This is a genomic window from Pseudomonas fluorescens, assembly GCF_018614655.1.
Lineage (GTDB): Bacteria > Pseudomonadota > Gammaproteobacteria > Pseudomonadales > Pseudomonadaceae > Aquipseudomonas > Aquipseudomonas fluorescens_BX.
The window spans coordinates 105,774-127,009 of the sequence record NZ_JAGGOG010000024.1 but is presented as its reverse complement, the minus strand read 5'-3'; the positions used below and the strand labels follow the sequence as shown (position 1 = coordinate 127,009).

General features: G+C 58.0%; 16 protein-coding genes and 2 tRNA genes. 5 read left to right on the top strand and 13 right to left on the bottom strand.

What is annotated here, in order from left to right:
• Window positions 1-33 precede the first annotated feature (33 nt).
• From pgi to J7E41_RS23355, 5 genes are all read left to right on the top strand, one after another.
• The gene (gene pgi, locus J7E41_RS23375) at window positions 34-1,698 is read left to right on the top strand and encodes a glucose-6-phosphate isomerase (RefSeq protein WP_214996621.1); all 1,665 of its coding nucleotides are present in this window, start codon (window positions 34-36) and stop codon (window positions 1,696-1,698) included.
• 104 nt (window positions 1,699-1,802) lie between these two features.
• Entirely contained in the window at window positions 1,803-3,740 is a 1,938-nt protein-coding gene (gene acs / locus J7E41_RS23370; RefSeq protein ID WP_214996619.1) for an acetate--CoA ligase, read from the top strand.
• Window positions 3,741-3,756: 16 nt separating this feature from the next.
• Window positions 3,757-4,626, top strand: a complete 870-nt coding sequence (locus J7E41_RS23365) for an oxygenase MpaB family protein (protein WP_214996617.1) — start codon at window positions 3,757-3,759, stop codon at window positions 4,624-4,626.
• Between the two features lie 49 nt (window positions 4,627-4,675).
• Window positions 4,676-5,692: a class I SAM-dependent rRNA methyltransferase gene (locus J7E41_RS23360; RefSeq protein WP_214996615.1), complete on the top strand. Its 1,017-nt coding sequence runs from the start codon at window positions 4,676-4,678 to the stop codon at window positions 5,690-5,692.
• Window positions 5,693-5,800: 108 nt separating this feature from the next.
• Window positions 5,801-8,731 carry a DUF748 domain-containing protein gene (locus tag J7E41_RS23355; protein WP_214996613.1) on the top strand — a complete coding sequence of 977 codons (2,931 nt, stop codon included), beginning with the start codon at window positions 5,801-5,803 and terminating at the stop codon, window positions 8,729-8,731.
• A 141-nt stretch (window positions 8,732-8,872) separates the two neighbouring features.
• On the opposite strand, the gene J7E41_RS23350 is transcribed toward J7E41_RS23355, so the two are convergent.
• From J7E41_RS23350 to glmM, 13 genes are all read right to left on the bottom strand, one after another.
• The gene (locus J7E41_RS23350; RefSeq protein WP_214996611.1) at window positions 8,873-9,220 is read right to left on the bottom strand and encodes a BON domain-containing protein; all 348 of its coding nucleotides are present in this window, start codon (window positions 9,218-9,220) and stop codon (window positions 8,873-8,875) included.
• A 295-nt stretch (window positions 9,221-9,515) separates the two neighbouring features.
• Complete coding sequence (pnp, locus tag J7E41_RS23345) at window positions 9,516-11,621, bottom strand: polyribonucleotide nucleotidyltransferase (protein WP_214996609.1); 2,106 nt, start codon at window positions 11,619-11,621, stop codon at window positions 9,516-9,518.
• Between the two features lie 194 nt (window positions 11,622-11,815).
• Entirely contained in the window at window positions 11,816-12,085 is a 270-nt protein-coding gene (gene rpsO / locus J7E41_RS23340; protein ID WP_003176135.1) for a 30S ribosomal protein S15, read from the bottom strand.
• Window positions 12,086-12,244: 159 nt separating this feature from the next.
• A complete protein-coding gene (gene truB / locus J7E41_RS23335; RefSeq protein ID WP_169352881.1) occupies window positions 12,245-13,162 on the bottom strand; it encodes a tRNA pseudouridine(55) synthase TruB in 918 nt (305 codons plus the stop codon).
• 3 nt (window positions 13,163-13,165) lie between these two features.
• Window positions 13,166-13,567 carry a 30S ribosome-binding factor RbfA gene (gene rbfA / locus J7E41_RS23330; RefSeq protein WP_214996607.1) on the bottom strand — a complete coding sequence of 134 codons (402 nt, stop codon included), beginning with the start codon at window positions 13,565-13,567 and terminating at the stop codon, window positions 13,166-13,168.
• Window positions 13,568-13,726: 159 nt separating this feature from the next.
• Complete coding sequence (gene infB, locus J7E41_RS23325) at window positions 13,727-16,249, bottom strand: translation initiation factor IF-2 (RefSeq protein WP_214996605.1); 2,523 nt, start codon at window positions 16,247-16,249, stop codon at window positions 13,727-13,729.
• A gap of 27 nt (window positions 16,250-16,276) precedes the next feature.
• Window positions 16,277-17,758 carry a transcription termination factor NusA gene (gene nusA, locus J7E41_RS23320; RefSeq protein ID WP_214996603.1) on the bottom strand — a complete coding sequence of 494 codons (1,482 nt, stop codon included), beginning with the start codon at window positions 17,756-17,758 and terminating at the stop codon, window positions 16,277-16,279.
• A gap of 47 nt (window positions 17,759-17,805) precedes the next feature.
• A complete protein-coding gene (gene rimP, locus J7E41_RS23315) occupies window positions 17,806-18,264 on the bottom strand; it encodes a ribosome maturation factor RimP (protein ID WP_169352877.1) in 459 nt (152 codons plus the stop codon).
• 140 nt (window positions 18,265-18,404) lie between these two features.
• Window positions 18,405-18,481: transfer RNA gene (locus J7E41_RS23310), tRNA-Met, on the bottom strand.
• Window positions 18,482-18,577: 96 nt separating this feature from the next.
• Window positions 18,578-18,663: transfer RNA gene (locus J7E41_RS23305), tRNA-Leu, on the bottom strand.
• Window positions 18,664-18,685: 22 nt separating this feature from the next.
• The gene (gene secG, locus J7E41_RS23300) at window positions 18,686-19,069 is read right to left on the bottom strand and encodes a preprotein translocase subunit SecG (RefSeq protein WP_026078118.1); all 384 of its coding nucleotides are present in this window, start codon (window positions 19,067-19,069) and stop codon (window positions 18,686-18,688) included.
• A gap of 4 nt (window positions 19,070-19,073) precedes the next feature.
• Window positions 19,074-19,829 (bottom strand): triose-phosphate isomerase, encoded by a 756-nt coding sequence (tpiA, locus tag J7E41_RS23295; RefSeq protein WP_214996601.1) that lies wholly within the window; start codon window positions 19,827-19,829, stop codon window positions 19,074-19,076.
• 66 nt (window positions 19,830-19,895) lie between these two features.
• Window positions 19,896-21,233, bottom strand: coding sequence for a phosphoglucosamine mutase (gene glmM / locus J7E41_RS23290; protein WP_214996599.1), 1,338 nt, complete (start codon window positions 21,231-21,233; stop codon window positions 19,896-19,898).
• Between the last annotated feature and the right edge of the window lie 3 nt (window positions 21,234-21,236).

Genomic DNA, 21,236 nt, shown 5'->3' with positions numbered 1-21,236 from the left:
GCAGTCCCCGTAATAGAAAGGAAACCCGCAGCGATGGCGTATTACCGCACCCCTCATGACGTTACCGCTCTGCCCGCCTGGCAAGCGCTCAATCAACATCGCCAAGCCATGCAGGATTTCAGCATGCGCGAAGCCTTTAATGCCGATCCTCAGCGCTTTAACCAGTTCACCCTGAGCAGCTGCGGGCTGTTCCTCGACTACTCGAAAAACCTGATCACCCGCGAAACCCGCGACCTGCTGGTGGGCCTGGCCAACGAAGTCGATCTTCAAGGCGCGATCAAGGCGCTGTTCAACGGCGAACCGGTCAACTCTTCTGAAGGTCGCCCGGCACTGCACACCGCCTTGCGCCGCCCGGTGGGCGACAAGCTGTCGGTCAACGGCGTGAGCATCATGCCCGACGTGCACAAGGTGCTGAATCAGATCACCGACCTGGTGGGCCGCATCCACGACGGTCTGTGGCGCGGTTACACCGAAAAGCCGATCACTGACGTGGTGAACATTGGTATTGGTGGTTCGTTCCTCGGCCCCGAGCTGGTGTCTGAAGCACTGCTGTCCTACGCCCATAAAGGCGTTCGCTGCCATTACCTGGCGAACATCGACGGCAGTGAGTTCCACGAACTGACCATGAAGCTGCGCGCCGAGACCACGCTATTCATCGTCTCGTCGAAATCCTTCAACACCCTCGAAACACTGAAAAACGCCCAGGCCGCCCGCGCCTGGTACCTGGCCCAGGGTGGCTCGGAAGCCGAGCTGTATCGTCACTTCATTGCTGTTTCGAGCAATAACGCGGCAGCTGTGGCTTTCGGGATCCGCGAAGAAAACATCTTCCCGATGTGGGACTGGGTTGGTGGTCGTTACTCGTTGTGGTCCGCCATCGGCTTGCCTATCGCGCTGGCCATCGGCATGTCCAACTTCAAGGAACTGTTGTCCGGTGCCTACACCATGGACCAGCATTTCCAGAACGCGCCGTTCGAACAGAACATGCCCGTGCTGCTGGCCTTGCTGGGGGTGTGGTACGGCAATTTCTGGGGTGCGCAAAGCCACGCGATCCTGCCGTATGACCACTATCTGCGTAACATCACCAAGCATTTGCAGCAGTTGGACATGGAATCCAACGGCAAAAGCGTGCGCCAGGACGGTACGCCGGTTTCCACCGATACCGGCCCGGTTATCTGGGGTGGCGTAGGTTGCAACGGCCAGCATGCTTACCACCAGTTGCTGCACCAGGGCACCCAACTGATCCCGGCCGACTTCATCGTGCCGATCGTCAGCTTCAACCCTGTATCCGATCACCATCAGTGGCTGTACGCCAACTGCCTGTCCCAGAGCCAGGCACTGATGCTCGGCAAGACCCTCAGCGAAGCCGAAGCCGAGCTGCGTGAAAAGGGCCTGCCAGAGGCTGAGGTAGAGAAACTGGCGCCACATAAGGTGATCCCGGGCAACCGTCCGAGTAACACCATTGTGGTGGAACGCATCAGCCCCCGTCGTTTGGGCGCACTGGTAGCCATGTATGAACACAAAGTGTTCGTACAGAGCGTCATCTGGGGCATCAACGCCTTCGACCAATGGGGCGTGGAGCTGGGCAAGGAACTGGGCAAGGGTGTCTACAACCGCTTGACCGGCACTGAAGAAGAGCCGGCCGACGATGCCTCGACCCAGGGTTTGATCAACTACTTCCGCGGTCGTCACCGCGGTTGATCTGATCCCGAGAGGCCAACGTCCGTTTGGACGTTGGCCTTGAACCCACCCGCCACTGGGTGCATCTTTATTGCTTGTCGCAAAAACAAGAATAAGGATCCCCCATGTTCGATATCAGCACGTTTCCCACCGCCGATGCCGTCCGCCGGGCTGCGCAACTCAGCCAAGAGGACTACCAGCGCCTCTATCGCCAATCCATCGAGCAACCCGACACGTTCTGGGCCGAACAGGCCAGGCGTTTTCTCGACTGGATTACGCCCTGGCACAGCGTCCAGCAATCAGACATCAAGACCGGTGCCGCTCAATGGTTTGCCGGCGCTCAACTGAACGTCAGTTACAACTGCATCGACCGCCACTTGGCCACGCGCGCCGAGCAGCCGGCTTTCATCTGGGAAGGTGATGATCCTACAAAATCCTCCAAAATCACCTACCGCCAACTGCATCAAAACGTTTGCCGCCTAGCCAATGTGCTGAAAAGCCGTGGCGTTAAAAAAGGCGACCGCGTGTGTATCTATATGCCAATGATCCCCGAAGCGGCCTACGCGATGCTGGCTTGTACGCGCATTGGCGCCGTGCATTCGGTGGTGTTTGGTGGTTTCTCACCGGATGCCCTGCGTGATCGAATTCTCGACGCTGACTGCCGCACGGTGATTACCGCCGACGAAGGCATGCGCGGTGGCAAGGCCGTGGCATTGAAAAAGAATGTCGACAAGGCCTTGGCCAGTTGCCCGGATGTCAGCACCGTACTGGTGGTGCAACGCACTGGGGCGGCAATCGACTGGGTTGAAGGGCGCGACCTGAAGTATCAACTGGCGTTGGAGGCGGTGAGCGATGACTGCCCGCCCGAGCCCGTGGATGCCGAAGACCCGCTGTTTATCCTCTACACATCCGGCAGCACCGGCAAACCCAAAGGCGTGCTGCACACCACGGGCGGTTACCTGCTGCAAGCGGCGATGACCTTCAAGTACGTGCTCGACTACCGCGACGGCGAAGTATTCTGGTGTACCGCCGATGTCGGCTGGGTCACAGGCCACAGCTATATCGTCTACGGGCCGCTGGCGAATGGCGCCACCTCACTGATGTTTGAGGGCGTGCCGAGCTACCCGGACAGTTCGCGGTTCTGGCAAGTGATCGACAAACATCAGGTCAATATCTTCTACACCGCACCGACCGCCTTGCGCGCCTTGATGCGTGAGGGGCCAGGCCCGCTGGAGAATACTTCCCGCGCCAGCCTGAGGCTGCTGGGCAGTGTCGGTGAACCGATCAATCCGGAAGCCTGGGATTGGTACTTCAATGCAGTGGGTGAGCAACGCTGCCCGATTGTCGACACCTGGTGGCAGACCGAAACCGGCGGCATCATGCTCAGCCCGCTGGTCAGCGCTCAGCGCATTAAACCGGGCTGTGCCACCCAGCCGATGTTTGGTGTGCAGCCGGTGCTGCTCGATGAGCAAGGCAAGGAAATCAGCGGCGCCGGCAGTGGCGTGCTGGCCATCAAGTCCAGCTGGCCGGGACAGATCCGCAGTATCTATGGCGATCCGCAACGGATGATCGACACCTACTTCAAACCCTATCCCGGCTATTACTTCACCGGCGACGGTGCGCGGCGGGACGAGGACGGTGACTACTGGATCACCGGGCGCATCGATGATGTGATCAACGTCTCCGGCCATCGTATTGGCACCGCAGAGGTGGAGAGCGCTCTGGTGTTGCACGACAGCGTGGCAGAGGCCGCCGTGGTCGGTTACCCCCATGACGTCAAAGGCCAGGGCATTTACGCCTTCGTCACCCCCATGAACGGCGTGGAGCCGAGCGATGACTTGAAAAAACACCTGCTGGAGCTGGTGAGCAAGGAAATCGGCAGCTTCGCCAAGCCGGAACTGATCCAATGGGCGCCGGCCTTGCCGAAAACCCGCTCCGGCAAGATCATGCGGCGCATTCTGCGCAAGATCGCCTGCAACGAGCTGGACAGCCTGGGAGATACCTCGACCCTGGCGGACCCCAGCGTCGTCGATGGCTTGATCGACAAACGCCTGAACCGATAGGAAACCCCGCGTCATCATGGAATTTATTCGCAGCCGCATCGAAACCCAGCTCATGAGCCTGACCGGCCTGTCCCTGGGCCAGTTCGACCTGGAAAACCCCAAAGGCGACCCAGGCCTGTTTGGACCAGACTCGGTGAGCTGGAAAGTCCACGGTGACTTCAGCAGTATGCTGATCGGCGGCATCAGCGCCCTGATGCTGCAGGCATTGCACCCGCTGGCGCTGGCGGGCGTCTGGGACCATTCGAACTTTCGCGAGGACATGCTCGGGCGCTTGCGGCGTACCTCGCAGTTCATCTCCGGCACCACCTTCGGCTGCCGTCGCGATGCCGAATGGTTGATCGAGAAAGTGCGCACCATTCACTTGCAAGTGGTCGGGCACGCCCCAGATGGTCGCCCCTACGCCGCCAGCGACCCGGAGTTGCTGACCTGGGTGCATGTGGCAGAGGTCAGCAACTTCCTTGCCGCCCACCTGCGTTATTGCAACCCGGATTTATCCCCAAGGGATCAGGACCGGTACTACACCGAAATCGCCTTGGTGGCCGAACAGCTTGGCGCCCGTCACGTACCGCGCTCGCGCCAGGAAATCACCGACTACCTTGAGCACATTCGCCCGCAATTGCTGTGTGACGAACGTAGCCACGAGGTGTTGCGCCTGCTGCTCAATGCGCCCTCCCCCAGCGCCCTGGCCAAACCATTCGGCTCGCTGATGATGCAGGCGGGTATCGACCTGCTGCCGGACTGGGCCAGCGACATGCTTGGACAAAAACAGAGCCCGTTGCAGCGCCAACTGATCCGGGTCGGCGTCAAGCGCAGCGCACCCATGTTGCGCTGGGCAATGCGCAACGGTTCGGTGCAGCGGGCCCACAGGCGAATGGGCCTCCTGTAGCCATAACTGTTAAACTCCCGCGCCCCAATCACCCAGCAAGGCGCGCTCCATGTCTTCCTTGAATCAGGCGCTGCGCGCCGCCCTCGATCATCGCCAAGACTTGCTTGCCGAGCTGCATCAGCAAGGCACCGACTGCTATCGGCTGTTCCATGGCAGCCAGGAAGGCGCCGGCGGCCTGACGGTCGACCGTTATGGCCCGCAATTGCTGGTGCAAAGCTTCCACCAATCGCTGGACAGCGAGACCTTGCTGGAACTGCATCAAATCATCAATCAGTACCTGGGCCTGGAATTGTTGCTGGTCTACAACGACCGCTCCCGCGGCAACTCGCGTATCGACCGCGAAGACACAGTCTACCGTGCCGAACCCGCCGCCCTGGAAGACCTGATCGGCCACGAATGGGGCCTCAATTACCGGGTGCGCGGCCGCCATGCCGGGCAAGACCCGCTGCTGTTCCTCGACCTGCGCAACACCCGCGGGTGGGTCAAAGACCACAGCGCCGGCAAAAGCGTGCTGAACCTGTTTGCCTATACCGGTGGCGTAGGCTTGAGTGCCGCCGCCGGCGGTGCCCGTGAAGTGTGCAACCTGGATTTCGCCGAGGGCAATCTGGCGGTTGGCCGGGAAAATGGCCATCTCAACCCACAGTTGCCGGAAATGGGGTTTGTGCAATCCGACTACTTTCCGGCGATTCGCCAGTTGGCCGGTTTACCGATCACCCAGCGTCGCGGACAGAAACTGCCGAGTTACCCGCGCCTGGAACAACGCCAATATGATTTGGTACTGCTCGACCCCCCAGCCTGGGCCAAAAGCGCCTTCGGCACGGTCGACCTGTTGCGCGACTACCAAAGCCTGCTCAAGCCGGCGCTGCTGACCACCGCCGATAACGGCGTGCTGATCTGCTGCAACAACCTGGCAAAAGTCAGCATGGATGACTGGCGCGACCAAGTGCTGCGTTGCGCCGAAAAGGCCGGGCGGCCGGTCCGCGACTGGAAAATCATGACGCCTGGTGCGGACTTTCCATCCCAGGACCAGCAACCACCACTGAAGACGCTGATACTGCAACTGTAAGACTTGTCCTGAAAGAGTCGACTCACAGGAATAAAGGCACTGTTCTTCGGAACCGTAAACCCGTGCCATACTCCAAGGCACTTCTGATCGACAAAGATGGCGCCTCACATGCCCAAAGGATTGATACGCGCCGCTGGCGCCTTGCTGACCGCCCTTGCACTGTATAGCTTGCTGGGCTTCCTGATTCTCCCCGGCATAGCCCTTCGCGTGGCCAACCAACAGTTGGCCAATTACGCTACGGTGCCGGCGCACATTGAGCGCATTGAGCTCAACCCGTTCAGCCTTGAACTGACCTTGTGGGGCCTGAAAATCGGCGAACCTGGCAAGGAACAAGTGGGTTTTGAACGTCTGTACGCCAACCTGCAGATCGACAGCCTCTGGACTCGCGCCCTGCACCTGGCCGACGTGCAACTGGACAAGCCCAAGACCGAGATCCTGTTCGATAAGTCCGGTACGCTCAATCTGGCGCAATTGTTCAAGCTGCCGCCCAGCGAGCCGACACCGGCTGATCCCAACAGCAAGCCGTTTCCGTTGCGCATCGAAAGCATCAAGCTGGCCGGTGGCTACGTGCATTTCGAAGACTTGCGCCCCAGCGAACCGATTGAGTTTCTCTACGACAAACTCGACTTCGAGCTGAAAAACCTCAGCACCCTGCCCGACGACAACGCCGATATGACCCTGGTCGCGGCCGGCCCCGAAGGCGGCCAGATCGACTGGAGCGGTAACTTCAGCCTGGTGCCGATTGCCTCCGAGGGCAAACTGAAGGTGACTGATGGCAAGATGAAAGTCTGGTGGCCTTATGTCCGTGACGCGCTGCCGTTGGTTCTGGAGGACGGCATCCTCAACTTCAGCACCGACTACAAGCTGAACCTGGCCAAAGAAACCGAACTGAACCTGACCAACGTCTCCGCGAGCATCGCGCCGTTTGCCATCAAGGCGCCAGATGGCCGGCCACTGGCCCGCCTGGAGCGACTGGACGTCAGTGAAACCACTGTAGACCTGGCCAAGCAGCAAGTCATCGTCGGCAAGATCCGTAGCAACAAGCTCGAAACCTGGGCCGCCCGTGAAGCCGACGGCCAACTGGACTGGCAGAAGCTGTTCGCCAGCCAGCCGAGCAAGCCTGCCGCAGCGCCTGAACCCGCTACCGCGCCGGCCACCGCTGACTCACCAAAACCTGCGCCGGCAGCCCCTGACAAACCCTGGCAAGTGCTGATCAAGGACGTCCAGTTGCGCAACTACCAGGTGCATCTGGCTGACCGCCAGGTAAAACCTGCAGTAGCCCTGGAGTTGGGCCCGCTGAATCTCGACCTGCAGAATTTCGACAGCCTCAACCAGAGCCCCTTCACCCTCAAGCTCGACACCGGCCTGGGCAAACAGGGCAAGATCCAGGCAACCGGCGAGGTCAACCTGAACCCCGTCAGTGCCAAGCTGAAAGTCGATACCAAGGACATCGACCTGCGGGTCGCCCAGTCCTATATCAGCCCGTTCATCCGCCTGGAACTGCGCAGCGGCATGCTCGGCAGTAACCTGGACGTGAACCTCAAGAGCACCGAGCCCCTGGCCTTCCAGGTCACCGGCCGTGCTCAGGTTGACCAGCTGCATACCCTGGACACCCTCAAGACCCGCGACTTCCTGAAATGGCAGCGTCTGGTGCTGGAGGGGGTGAACTATCAACACGGCAACAGCCTGTCCATCGACAAGGTCAACCTGTTGCAGCCCTACGCACGCTTCATGATCAATGATGATCGCACTACCAACATCGACGACCTGCTGATTCCTCAGCCTGCCGACGGCGGCGCCAAATCGGCGGCTAAGCCTGCGGCCAGCAAGGAGAAGCCCTTGGGTATCCATATTGGTCAAATTGCGATCAATGATGGCTCGGCCAACTTTGCCGACTTCAGCCTGACTCCAAACTTTGCCACGGCTATCCAACAACTCAACGGACAGATCGGCACCATTGACAGTCGCGCCGCCAAACCGGCCAGCGTCGACATCAAGGGCAAGGTCGACCGCTACGCGCCAGTGACCATCAAGGGCAGCGTGAATCCGTTTGATCCGATGGCAGCCCTGGACATCGCCACCAGCTTCAAGCGCGTCGAACTTACCAACATGACCCCTTACTCCGGCAAGTTTGCCGGGTTCCGTATCCGCAAGGGCCGGCTAAACCTGGACCTGCACTACGTCATCACCAAGGGCCAGTTGAAAGCCGAGAACAAAGTGGTGGTCGAACAACTGCAACTGGGTGAGAAGGTCGACAGTGCCGACGCCGTGGACCTGCCGATTCGCCTGGCGATTGCCCTGCTCAAGGACTCCGACGGCAAGATCTCCATTGAACTGCCTGTGAGCGGCGACTTGAACAACCCGCAGTTCAGCGTGATGCCGATTGTCTGGCAGACCCTGCGCAACCTGGTCGTGCGTGCAGCCACGGCGCCCTTCAAGTTTATTGGCGGGCTGGTTAGTGGCGGTCCGGAAGACCTTGGTAGCGTGTCATTTGCGGCAGGCTCCAGCGAGTTGAGCAAGGATGCCGAGTCGGCACTGAACAGCCTCTCCAAGGCGCTCAAGGAGCGTCCTGCCCTGCGTCTGGAGATTGAAGGGACCGCCGCCGCCAGCAGTGACGGCCCGCTCCTGGCCGGCCAGCGGCTGGAGCGTGAGTATCAGTACAACTACTACAAAATGCTCCAGCGCCGAGGCGACAAGGTTCCGGCCCAGGCTTCGCTATTGGACGTACCGGAAAGCGCAAAGGGCCCGCTGCTCGAAGGCATCTACCGCACCCGACTGAAGCAACAACCACCGGCCGAATGGAAGGACCTGGGCACCGCCGACCGCACAGCGAAGCTACGGGACGGCGTGATCACGTTCTGGAGCTCCAGCGACGTGCTGTTGCGGCAACTGGGCCAGGACCGCGCCAGCGCTATCAAGGATTACCTGGTAGACAAGGCGCAGATGGAGGATGACCGGGTTTACTTCATTGATGCTAACTTGGGCCAGGCGGAGAACGATGGTCGGGTGGTGACACCCATGCATCTGGAAGCCGAATAACTCAAACCCTGACAGCCTCTTGCAGGAGCGAGCTTGCTTGCTCCTGCAGTTTTCCCTTCCCCCAATAGAACAGGCCCCGACACAAGTGCCGGGGCCTGTAATGATCACATCCGTGTGATCGGTCGCATGAACCTCTCAGCGTTACTCTGCTTTCAGGCCATCGGCCGAAACAGCTTTAACGCCTTTGATTTTCTGGGTGATGGCGACAGCCGTAGCTTTCTGCGCCTCAGTGATAGCAACGGTCGAAGACAGGGAAACTACGCCCTTGTTGGTTTCGACTTTGATATCAGTGCCAGGAATGCCTTTCTCGGTCACCAGGTCACTTTTCACTTTGGTGGTGATCCAGGTGTCGGAGGTCGCTTCTTTGGCTTTGGTCACTTCACCGGCCGCTACAACCATTGGCGCCTGGGAAGTTTGTGCAAAGGCCACGTTGGCCATGGTCAGGGTCAGAGCGGTGGCAGTTGCAGCAGCGATAGCGAACTTCTTCATACGAGTAACTCCTGTTTTATCGAAAGTCTGCAGCGCGTAAACGTTGATGCTGCAGGGGTACCAGTACTAGTGCAGACGCTGTGCCAAGTTTTGGAATTATAAAAAACATTTATAAATCAATACTTTAACAAAATAGTCAATTTTCGGAATCGTGCAACTTGCATGAAGCTGATCGTGCCTGCATGCAAGTTGCGGCTTTTTCGCCCGGCTAAACAGCTGATTTCAGGACACTTTCCAGCGCGCATAAAAAAAGGACTCCGAAGAGTCCTTTTTTCAGCGTGAAGCGATGGGGTAATTAAACGCCCGAAGCCTTGGCTGCTGCTACGTCCTTGATGGACAGCTTGATACGGCCGCGGTTGTCCACGTCCAGTACCAACACTTCCACTTCCTGGCCTTCTTTCAGAATGTCGGTCACTTTCTCAACGCGAGCGTCGCTCAGCATGGAGATGTGAACCAGACCGTCTTTGCCCGGCAGGATGTTGACGAATGCGCCGAAGTCGACGATGCGCTCAACTTTACCGACGTAGATCTTGCCGATCTCGGCTTCAGCGGTGATGCCCAGAACGCGCTGACGTGCGGCTTCTGCTGCTTCCTTGGTTTCGCCGAAGATCTTGATCGAACCGTCGTCTTCGATATCGATCGAAGCCTTGGTCTCTTCACAGATCGCACGAATGGTCGCACCGCCTTTACCGATAACATCACGGATTTTATCGGTGTCGATTTTCATCGCGATCATGGTCGGAGCATTTTCCGACAGTTCGGTACGGGACTGACCAATGATCTGGTTCATCTGACCGAGGATGTTCAGGCGAGCGTCCAGGGCTTGGCCCAGAGCGATCTCCATGATTTCTTCGGTGATGCCTTTGATCTTGATGTCCATCTGCAGCGCGGTAACACCTTTGGCGGTACCGGCTACCTTGAAGTCCATGTCGCCCAGGTGGTCTTCGTCACCCAGGATGTCGGTCAGGATGGCGAACTTCTCGCCTTCTTTAACCAGACCCATGGCGATACCGGCAACCGGCGCCTTCATCGGTACACCGGCGTCCATCAGAGCCAGGGAAGCACCGCAGACCGAAGCCATGGAGCTGGAGCCGTTGGACTCGGTGATTTCCGACACAACACGAATGGTGTACGGGAACACGTCAGCGGCAGGCAGCATGGCTGCAATCGAACGACGAGCCAGACGGCCGTGACCGATTTCGCGACGACCAGCGCCACCCATGCGACCACACTCACCTACCGAGAACGGAGGGAAGTTGTAGTGCAGCATGAACGGGTCTTTTTTCTCGCCTTCCAGGGTGTCCAGCAGTTGTGCGTCACGGGCGGTGCCCAGCGTCGCGACTACCAGAGCCTGAGTTTCGCCACGGGTGAACAGAGCCGAACCGTGAGTCTTAGGCAGAACACCGACTTCGATGTTCAGAGGACGTACGGTCTTGGTGTCGCGGCCGTCGATACGTGGCTTGCCGTTTACGATGTTTTCGCGAACGGTGCGGTATTCGATTTCGCCGAAAGCTGCTTTGACTTCGCTGGACGAAGGCTGGCCTTCTTCACCGGACAGTTTGGCAACAACCTGGTCTTTCAACTCACCCAGGCGAGCGTAACGGTCAGCCTTGATGGTGATGGTGTAAGCCTGGGAGATCGCGTCGCCGAACTCGGCACGGATAGCGCCCAGCAGAGCAGTGGCTTCAGGCTGTGGAGCCCAGGTCCAGGTTGGCTTGGCAGCTTCGGCGGCCAGTTCTTTAACGGCGTTGATCACAACCTGGAACTCGTCGTGAGCAAACAGTACGGCACCCAACATCTGGTCTTCGGTCAGCTCTTTGGCTTCCGATTCAACCATCAACACGGCTTCCGAAGTACCCGCAACGACCATGTCCAGGCTCGAAGCTTTCTGTTGTTCGTAAGTAGGGTTCAGCAAGTAGCCAGTGCTTTCGTGGAATGCAACGCGAGCTGCGCCGATCGGGCCATCGAAAGGAATACCGGAGATAGCCAGGGCAGCCGAGGTGCCGATCATCGCAGCGATGTCCGGATCGGTCTTCTTGCTGGTGGAAACGACGGTGCAGACAACCTGCACTTCGTTCATGAAACCTTCTGGGAACAGAGGACGGATCGGACGGTCGATCAGTCGGGAAGTCAGGGTTTCTTTCTCGGAAGGACGGCCTTCACGCTTGAAAAAACCACCAGGGATCTTACCGGCAGCGTAAGTCTTTTCCTGGTAGTGAACAGAAAGAGGGAAGAAGCCCTTGCTTGGGTCCGCGTGCTTGGCACCTACAACGGTCACCAATACGGTGACGTCGTCGTCAACGGTGACCAGCACTGCGCCGGAGGCTTGACGGGCGATACGGCCTGTCTCGAGGGTAACGGTCGACTGACCGAACTGGAATTTTTTGATAACCGGGTTCACGGTGTCCTACCTTCTTTGTGGCTCTTGGGGAACTTGTCTTCTTGCGAAATTCTTGGGCAATGTCGGGAATCGGCCCAACGCCTGTCCAGGGTAAAACGTGTAGCCAGATAAAACTTGAGGCTGGGAGCCTGCCATGGGCCAGCGGGAATCCCACTGACACACGGCAGACAACCAACCTCTAGCGCAATCGCTGATTAGCGACGCAGACCCAGGCGACCGATCAGAGCCTGATAGCGACCCAGATCCTTGCCTTTCAGGTAGTCCAGCAGCTTACGACGCTGGTTTACCATGCGGATCAGACCACGACGGGAGTGGTGATCTTTACCGTTGGCCTTGAAGTGACCTTGCAGCTTGTTGATGTTGTGGGTCAGCAGTGCAACTTGCACTTCTGGCGAACCAGTGTCACCAACAGCTTGCTGGTAGTCAGCTACGATTTGTGCTTTTTCTTGAACGTCGAGAGCCATGAGGCAATCCTTTTATCAGGAAACCACCCAAAGGGCGGTTTCAACAGGCCAGGGACAAATCCCTGTATCTAAAAATGAGTAGTGACCATGCCTGCTAACAGCCACCCTCGTTCCAGTTTGTGTAAAAGCTGTTGTACTTTTACCTCAAACTGGTTCCGGTCATTCTGACCGAATCAGTCGACGTGGCGCGATGCGCCCGTCTTCGCTCACTTCACCGATACCGATAAAGCGACCGTTATGATCCTGTACTCGCACCATGCCGAATTTCGGGGCATCCGGGGCACGTACCGGCTGGCCGTTAAGCCAGTAGAACGCGCTGTGCTCCGAAAAGTGCAGCAATGGCCAATCCAGCAAACCGCTGTCCGATGGCATCAGGAAGCGATCAACCGCTTCATTACCGCCTTCGGCGTGTACGGCTTCCAGCTCTTCCAACGTGACCGTCTGGGCCAAGGTGAAAGGGCCTGCCTGGGTCCGTCGCAATTCTGCAACGTATGCGCCACAACCGAGTTGCTCACCAATATCTTCCACCAGGGTACGGATATAGGTGCCTTTGCTGCAGTCCACCGACAAGCGGGCGGTGTCACCTTCACAGGCGAGCAATTCCAAGCGCGCAATAGTAACAGAACGCGGTTCGCGCTCCACTACTTCGCCCGCACGCGCCAGCTTGTAAAGAGGCTGGCCATCACGCTTGAGCGCCGAGTACATCGGCGGTATCTGACTGATTTTCCCACGAAAAGCGGGTAAAGCAGCTTCGATATCAGCACGACCAACGGTCACATCCCGAACCTGCAAAACATCACCTTCGGCGTCTGCCGTGGTGGTGGTTTTGCCCAGTTGCATCAGGGTTTCGTAACCCTTGTCGGAATCAAGCAGGTATTGCGAGAACTTGGTGGCCTCGCCAAAGCACAACGGCAAGACACCGGTGGCCAGGGGATCAAGGCTGCCGGTATGCCCTGCCTTCTCGGCATTGAGCAGCCAGCGAACCTTCTGCAAGGCCGCATTGGAGGTAAAGCCAATGGGCTTGTCGAGCAGAATGATGCCGCTGACATTACGACGGATACGTTTGACCTGAGCCACCGATTACTCCTTGGCGTCTTCAGGTGTGGCCGCTTCCGGGTGTTGGCTGTCTTCAGCCACGGCCCGCTCGATCAGTGCCGACAGGTGCGCTCCACGCACGACGCTTTCGTCGTAGTGGAAGTGCAACTGAGGAACGCTGCGCAACTTCATTTCGCGGGCCAACTGCATACGCAGGAAGCCTGCGGCCGAGTTGAGCACCTTGATGCTTTGCGCGATTTCTTCGGCGCTGTCCTGACCCATCACGGTGATGAAGATCTTGGCGTGACCCACGTCACGGCTGACTTCAACGGCGGTGATGGTGACCAGGCCAACACGTGGATCTTTTACTTCACGACGGATCAACTGTGCCAGCTCGCGCTGCATCTGATCGCCGATACGTTGGGTACGGCTGTATTCTTTTGCCATGTCTTGTTACCTGTTACTGCCACACGGTGAAACCCGTGGGGTCTGAAAGCGGCAAACGCCCGGCCTGACAAAAGCCAGACCGGGCGTTGCGTTTAGAGTCCGGACGCCGCGCCAGGCATTTGCATGCCCGGGCGCCGCGTGGCCCTTGAAGTGCGCGAGTTAGAGGCTGCGAGCAACCTGAACTTTCTCGTAAACTTCGATCTTGTCGCCAGCTTTGACGTCGTTGTAGCTCTTGACGCCGATACCGCATTCCATGCCTGCACGTACTTCGGAAGCGTCATCCTTGAAGCGGCGCAGGGATTCCAGCTCGCCTTCGAAGATAACGATGTCTTCACGCAGTACACGGATTGGACGGTTACGGTGCACAACACCTTCGATAACCATACAACCGGCGATCGCGCCGAATTTCGGCGAACGGAACACATCGCGAACTTCAGCAATACCCAGGATATTTTCCCGAACGTCGCTGCCAAGCATGCCGGTAAGGGCCTTCTTGACGTCTTCGATGATGTCGTAGATGACGTTGTAGTAACGCATGTCCAGGCCTTCCTGCTCGACGATCTTCCGTGCGCCAGCATCGGCACGCACGTTGAAGCCGAACAGTACAGCGTTGGAAGCCAGTGCCAGGTTGGCGTCGGACTCGGTGATACCACCGACACCGCCACCGACAACACGCACTTGCACTTCGTCGTTACCCAGGCCATTCAAGGCGCCGTTCAACGCTTCGAGGGAACCGCGAACGTCAGATTTGAGGACGATGTTGAGCGTCTTCTTCTCTGCCTGGCCCATGTTCTCGAAGATGTTTTCCAGCTTGCCGGCGTGAGCACGGGCCAGCTTGACTTCGCGGAACTTGCCTTGACGGAACAGAGCCACTTCACGGGCTTTCTTCTCGTCCGACAGCACGCTCATCTCGTCGCCAGCGTCCGGAGTACCGTCCAGGCCGAGGATCTCGACAGGGATGGAAGGACCGGCTTCCTTGATTGGCTTGCCGTTCTCGTCGAGCATGGCACGTACACGGCCGTAGTTCGAACCGACCAGAACCATGTCGCCTTGGCGCAGAGTACCGTCTTGAACCAGAACGGTTGCAACCGGGCCACGACCTTTGTCGAGACGCGACTCAACCACAACTCCACGACCCGGGGCCGATGGCGTTGCTTTCAGTTCGAGAACTTCGGCTTGCAGCAGAACAGCTTCGAGCAGTTCGTCTACGCCGGTACCGACTTTCGCCGAAACCGAAACGAACGGCGTATCACCGCCCCACTCTTCGGAAGTCACGCCGTGAACCGACAGCTCGCTACGGATGCGATCGAGATCGGCGCCCGGCTTGTCGATTTTGTTCACAGCAACAACCAGTGGAACACCAGCGGCCTTGGCGTGCTGGACAGCTTCAATGGTCTGCGGCATTACGCCGTCGTCCGCTGCAACTACCAGAATCACGATGTCGGTCGCCTTGGCACCACGGGCACGCATTGCGGTAAACGCGGCGTGACCTGGGGTGTCGAGGAAGGTGACCATGCCGCGTTCGGTTTCAACGTGGTACGCACCGATGTGCTGGGTGATGCCGCCGGCTTCGCCTGCAGCTACCTTGGCACGACGGATGTAGTCGAGCAGCGAAGTCTTACCATGGTCAACGTGGCCCATTACGGTCACGACTGGTGCACGGGAAAAGGTCTCGCCTTCAAACTTCAGGGACTCAGCCAGGGAATCTTCCAGGGCGGTGTCGCTGACCAGGGTCACTTTGTGGCCCAGCTCTTCGGCTACCAGTTGAGCAGTTTCCTGATCAAGCACCTGGTTGATGGTCGCTGGAGTACCCAGTTTGAACATGAACTTGATGATTTCAGCAGCCTTGACCGACATCTGATTGGCGAGATCGCCAACAGTGATGGTCTCGCCGATCTGCACATCACGCACGACAGGGCCGGTTGGGCTCTGGAAACCGTGGGCGTTGCGTTTCTTCAGCTTGGCCTTGCCGCGACCACCGCGACGGAAGCTGTCGCTTTCTTCGTCGGTAGTACGTGGAGCAACCCGTGGCGCTGGCGCCTTCTCTTTGACCGAAGCACGATGTGGAGCGTTTTTACGCTCGCCATCGCCACTGCCACGACGATTGTTATCATCGGCACGTGGTTTGTCCGGACGACGAGGTTCGTCGCGTTTACGAGCGTCAGCTGCAGGAGCCGGTGCCGCGGCAACCGGAGCGGCCTCGCGCACAGCTTCTACAGGCGCAACAGGTGCCGCGACCGCATCAGTACCAGCAGGTTGCGCAGCAGCAGGCTGACGACGCGCTTCTTCTTCGGCGCGACGCTTGGCTTCTTCTTCAGCCTTCTGACGAGCAGCATTTTCTACTGCACGACGTTCTTCCAGCTCGCGTTTGCGCTCGGCTTCGATTTCTTCCGGGCTGCGCTGTACGAAAACTTTCTTCTTGCGTACTTCAACGCTGATGCTCTTGCTACCGGCAACACGCAGGGTGCTGGTAGTTTTGCGCTGCAATGTAATCTTGCGCGGTTCTTCCACTTTCGCCTTGTGGCTGCTCTTCAAGTGAGTCAGCAAAGACTGCTTCTCACTATCGCTCACACCTTCATCGGCGGCGGTGTGCGGCAGACCTGCCTCACGCATCTGCTGCAACAGGCGCTCTACCGGTGTTTTGACCTCATCGGCCAGTTGTTTCACCGTGACTTGCGTCATGCACTTCTCTCCTCAGGCCGCGCCTAATTACTCGAACCAATGGGCTCGGGCGGCCATGATCAACTTGCCGGCACGATCATCGTCAATGCCGTCGATGTCGAGCAGGTCGTCAATAGACTGCTCGGCCAGGTCTTCGCGGGTAATTACGCCGCGCACCGCCAGTTCCATCGCCAAATCCTTGTCCATACCCTCAAGCGAGAGCAGGTCTTCGGCCGGATGGGCGTCTGCCAGCTTTTCCTCAGTAGCGATGGCTTTAGTCAACAAACGATCCTTGGCCCGAGCGCGAAGCTCGTTGACGGTGTCTTCGTCAAAGCCGTCGATGTTGAGCATTTCTTCCAACGGTACGTAGGCAATCTCTTCCAGGCTGGTAAAGCCTTCATCTACCAGCACCTGTGCCAGGTCTTCGTCGACTTCCAACTCGTCGATGAAGTTGCGCAGGATGTCGCCGGTTTCTGCTTGCTGCTTAGCCTGGATGTCCGATTCGGTCATCACGTTCAGGGTCCAGCCGGTCAACTGGCTGGCCAAACGTACGTTCTGACCACCGCGACCGATGGCCTGAGCCAGATTGTCTGCGCCAACGGCGATGTCCATTGCATGGGCATCCTCGTCAACGATAATTGCCGCGACTTCGGCCGGTGACATGGCGTTGATCACGAACTGCGCAGGGTTGTCGTCCCACAGGACGATATCCACACGCTCACCGCCCAATTCGCCCGATACGGCCTGGACGCGCGAGCCGCGCATACCAATGCAAGCACCTTGCGGGTCGATGCGTTTGTCCTTGGAGCGGACCGCGATCTTGGCGCGCGAACCCGGGTCGCGGGACGCAGCCATGACTTCGATCAGGCCTTCGGCAATTTCCGGCACTTCGATACGGAACAGCTCGATCAGCATTTCCGGCGCGGTACGCGACAGGATCAACTGAGGGCCGCGGTTCTCGGTGCGGATTTCCTTGAGCAGCGCACGCAAACGCACGCCAACCCGGAAAGTTTCGCGGGAAATGATGTCTTCACGGGCCAGCAACGCTTCAGCATTGTTACCCAGGTCAACGATCACATTGTCGCGGGTCACTTTTTTCACGGTGCCGGAGATGATTTCCCCCAGGCGCTCGCGATAGGCGTCAACGACTTGAGCGCGTTCGGCTTCACGAACCTTTTGCACGATGACTTGCTTGGCAGTCTGTGCAGCAATACGGCCGAACTCGATGGACTCGATCTTTTCTTCGACGACATCACCAACCAGGGCGCCCGGGTGCGTTTCAGCAACCTTGCTCGGCCAGGTTTCGATGGCCGGATCATCAAGATCGGCTTCTTCGACGACCGTCCAACGACGGAAAGTCTCATAGGCACCGGTGTGGCGATTGATTTCCACACGCAGATCAACTTCGTCTTCAAAACGCTTTTTGGTAGCAGTGGCCAGGGCCAGCTCCAGCGCTTCAAAAATCACGTTTGCCGGTACGCCCTTTTCATTGGATACCGACTCAACAACCAGCAGTACTTCTTTGCTCATCGTACGCCTCGCCTTTCGCAAGCCATTGGATCCGCGGGATCCGCGTCTCAGTCAAAACTGGGAATAATGTTGGCCTTGTCGATCATATCGATCGGCAACAGGAATTCATGGTCTTCAACCTGCACCACGACATCCTGTTCTTCTACGCCGCGCAGAAGGCCCTGAAAGTTGCGCCGCCCTTCAAAGGGAGAGCGCAGCTTGATCTTCACTTGTTCACCGGCAAATTTTGCATACTGCTCAATAGTGAACAGTGGGCGTTCCATGCCAGGCGAGGAAACTTCAAGGGTGTACTCAACAGCGATCGGATCTTCAACATCCAGAACACCGCTGATCTGACGGCTGACAATGGCACAATCGTCCACCAGCACGCCGCCCTCTTTATCGATATAAACGCGCAACATTGAGTGGCGACCTTGAGCCGAAAACTCAATACCCCAGCATTCATAGCCTAGGGCCACGACCACCGGGGCCAACAAGGCCTGCAACTCTTCTAGCTTGCTCGACACCTGAACCCCCTCGTGCATGTATGTGCATGCTGTGCAAAATAAAAAAATGGGCGAAACGCCCATCCTTGAAACGCCGTCGAACAGCGGCGTTGAAAGTGTCCAGCTAACAAAAAGCCCCTTAAAAGGGGCTCCGCTAAAACTGGTTGCGGGGGCCGGATTTGAACCGACGACCTTCGGGTTATGAGCCCGACGAGCTACCAGACTGCTCCACCCCGCGACAAAGCTGGGGCGGAAGTATACGACCGATCCCTTACAGGGTCAATGTAACCTTCCACCTACAAGAAAGCCCGCAACAGCGGGCTCTCCTGATAATTGGTACCGAGAAGGGGACTCGAACCCCTACACCCTATGGGCACAACCACCTCAAGGTTGCGTGTCTACCAATTCCACCACCTCGGCAATACTACGTTTGAAACCCTTCTTACTTCTGCTCTTGAGCTGGAGGCACGTCAGTCGCTGGAGTAGCCGACTTTTGCTCTTGAAGCACCGGGACATCATCAGAAGCCGGTTTTGCTTTTGGTACTTCCAACACTGCTGGATTTGGGAGACCTACCTGAGTCAGCACATGAGCTTTCTCTTTAGCAAAGTAACCTAACCCCAAGCTGGTTATGAAGAAACCGGCGGCAAGTATAGCAGTAAACTTACTAAGAAAGGTAGAGGAACCTTGGCTTCCGAACACAGTATTTGAAGCACCTGCCCCGAAAGACGCACCAGCGTCCGCACCTTTACCCTGCTGCAGCAAAACCAGAGCAACTACGCCCAGCGCACCCAACAGATGAAAAACAACGATGACTGTTTCCAGCATTTTTTCAGTTTCCCGCGGCGCGACAGATCGCACCGAACTCATCTGCATTCAGGGAAGCCCCACCAATGAGCCCCCCATCGATATCCGGCATGCCGAACAGTTCGACCGCATTGGCCGCCTTCACGCTGCCGCCGTATAGAAGCCGCACACCTCGTGCGACCTCAGAATTCTCTGCCGCCAACTGCGCGCGAATGGCTGCATGCACATCCTGCGCCTGTTGCGGCGAAGCAGTCAGCCCGGTGCCAATGGCCCAGACCGGCTCGTAAGCAATTACTGCATTTGCAAAGGCACCGACTCCCAGCTCCTCGATGATACTGCCCAGCTGACGCCCGACAACCTCAAGAGTTTTTCCGGACTCTCGCTGCTCCAGGGTTTCCCCTATGCACAACACCGGAACCAAGCCGCAAGCCTGTGCCGCCGCGAATTTGCGATTGAGTGCCCCATCACGCTCGCCCATCATCTGACGGCGCTCGGAGTGCCCAACAAGCACCAGGGAACATCCCGCATCAACCAATTGACTCGGTGCAATCTCACCGGTCAATGCACCTTGCATGGCTTCCACCGCAGAGTTCTGCGCGCCGACCTGAATCGACTTGCCTTTCAAGCCATCAATCACTTGATTGATATACAAGCAAGGCGGGAATACCGCGACATCAACACCGCTCGGCAAGGCCAAATGACGAAGGCCGTTGATCAGCTCAGCGACACTGGCGCGGGTACCGTGCATTTTCCAGTTACCAGCTACCATAGTGCGACGCATGCTGTACCTCGTCGGTCAAAGTGGGCGCAGATGTTACCCAACCACATCATCACTGGCAAGCCGAATTCAGGCGCAAACTTCAGTTACGAGTTTTGCCAGCTCTTCGGCATAGCCACGAACCTGCGTTTCGTCCTCGCCTTCGACCATTACACGAACCAGAGGCTCGGTGCCCGACTTGCGCAACAAGACTCGCCCACGGCCTGCCATCGCCGCAGTAACGCGCTCACTAGCCTCTTTGACGGCCGGATGTTCGATAGGATTCGCGCCGCCCGCAAAACGGACATTGAGCAGCACTTGCGGACACTTGCGCAGCGCCTGGCGAGCCTGGGCGAGGCCTTCGTCACGACGGCGCAAGGCCAGCAGCACCTGCAGCGCCGCGATGATCGCATCCCCAGTGGTGGTGTGCTGGAAGCAAACAACATGCCCTGAGTTCTCCCCGCCCACCTGCCAGTTGCGCTCCAGCAACTCAGCGATTACGTAACGGTCGCCGACATTAGCGCGCACGAACGGAATCCCAAGATCTGCCAGGGCCAACTCCAACCCCAGATTACTCATCAAGGTGCCGACAACGCCGCCTTGCAGCTTGTTACGCTCGTGCAAGTCGCGGGCGATGATAAACAGCAGATCATCACCATCGACAATCGCACCGGTGTGATCGACCATCAGCACTCGATCACCATCGCCATCGAATGCGATACCCAGATCAGCGTGCTCGGCCAAAACCGCAGCCTGCAACTGCCCCATATGGGTCGAACCGCAATTGTCGTTGATGTTTAAACCGTTAGGCTGGGCCGATAGCACAGTAACTTGCGCACCCAGCTCCTTGAACACACTGGGCGCCACCTTATAGGTAGCACCATGAGCGCAATCGATGACCAGCTTCAGACCGGCAAAATTGGTACTGCTTGGCACACTGCTTTTGCAAAACTCAATGTAACGACCGGAAGCATCGTTAATTCGCGAGACCTTGCCCAACTTGCTCGACTCGACGACGGTCATCGGCGCATCCAGCAACTCTTCGATCATGTGCTCGATCTCATCCGGCAGCTTGGTACCCTGCCCCGAGAAGAACTTAATGCCATTGTCATCGTGAGGATTATGCGAGGCACTGATCACAATACCGGCTTCAGCATGGAAGGTACGCGTCAGGTAAGCGATCGCCGGCGTAGGCATCGGCCCCAGCAACATGACATCAGCTCCGGCGGCGGAAAGTCCCGCCTCAAGCGCGGACTCAAACATATAACCCGAGATTCGAGTGTCTTTGCCGACCAGAATGCGGCATGCACCCATGCTGCGAAACGCCATACCCGCAGCCCAGCCCAGCTTGAGCATGAAGTCAGGGGTAATCGGAAATTCGCCGACCCGACCGCGTATACCGTCGGTGCCAAAATACTTTTTAGTCATAAG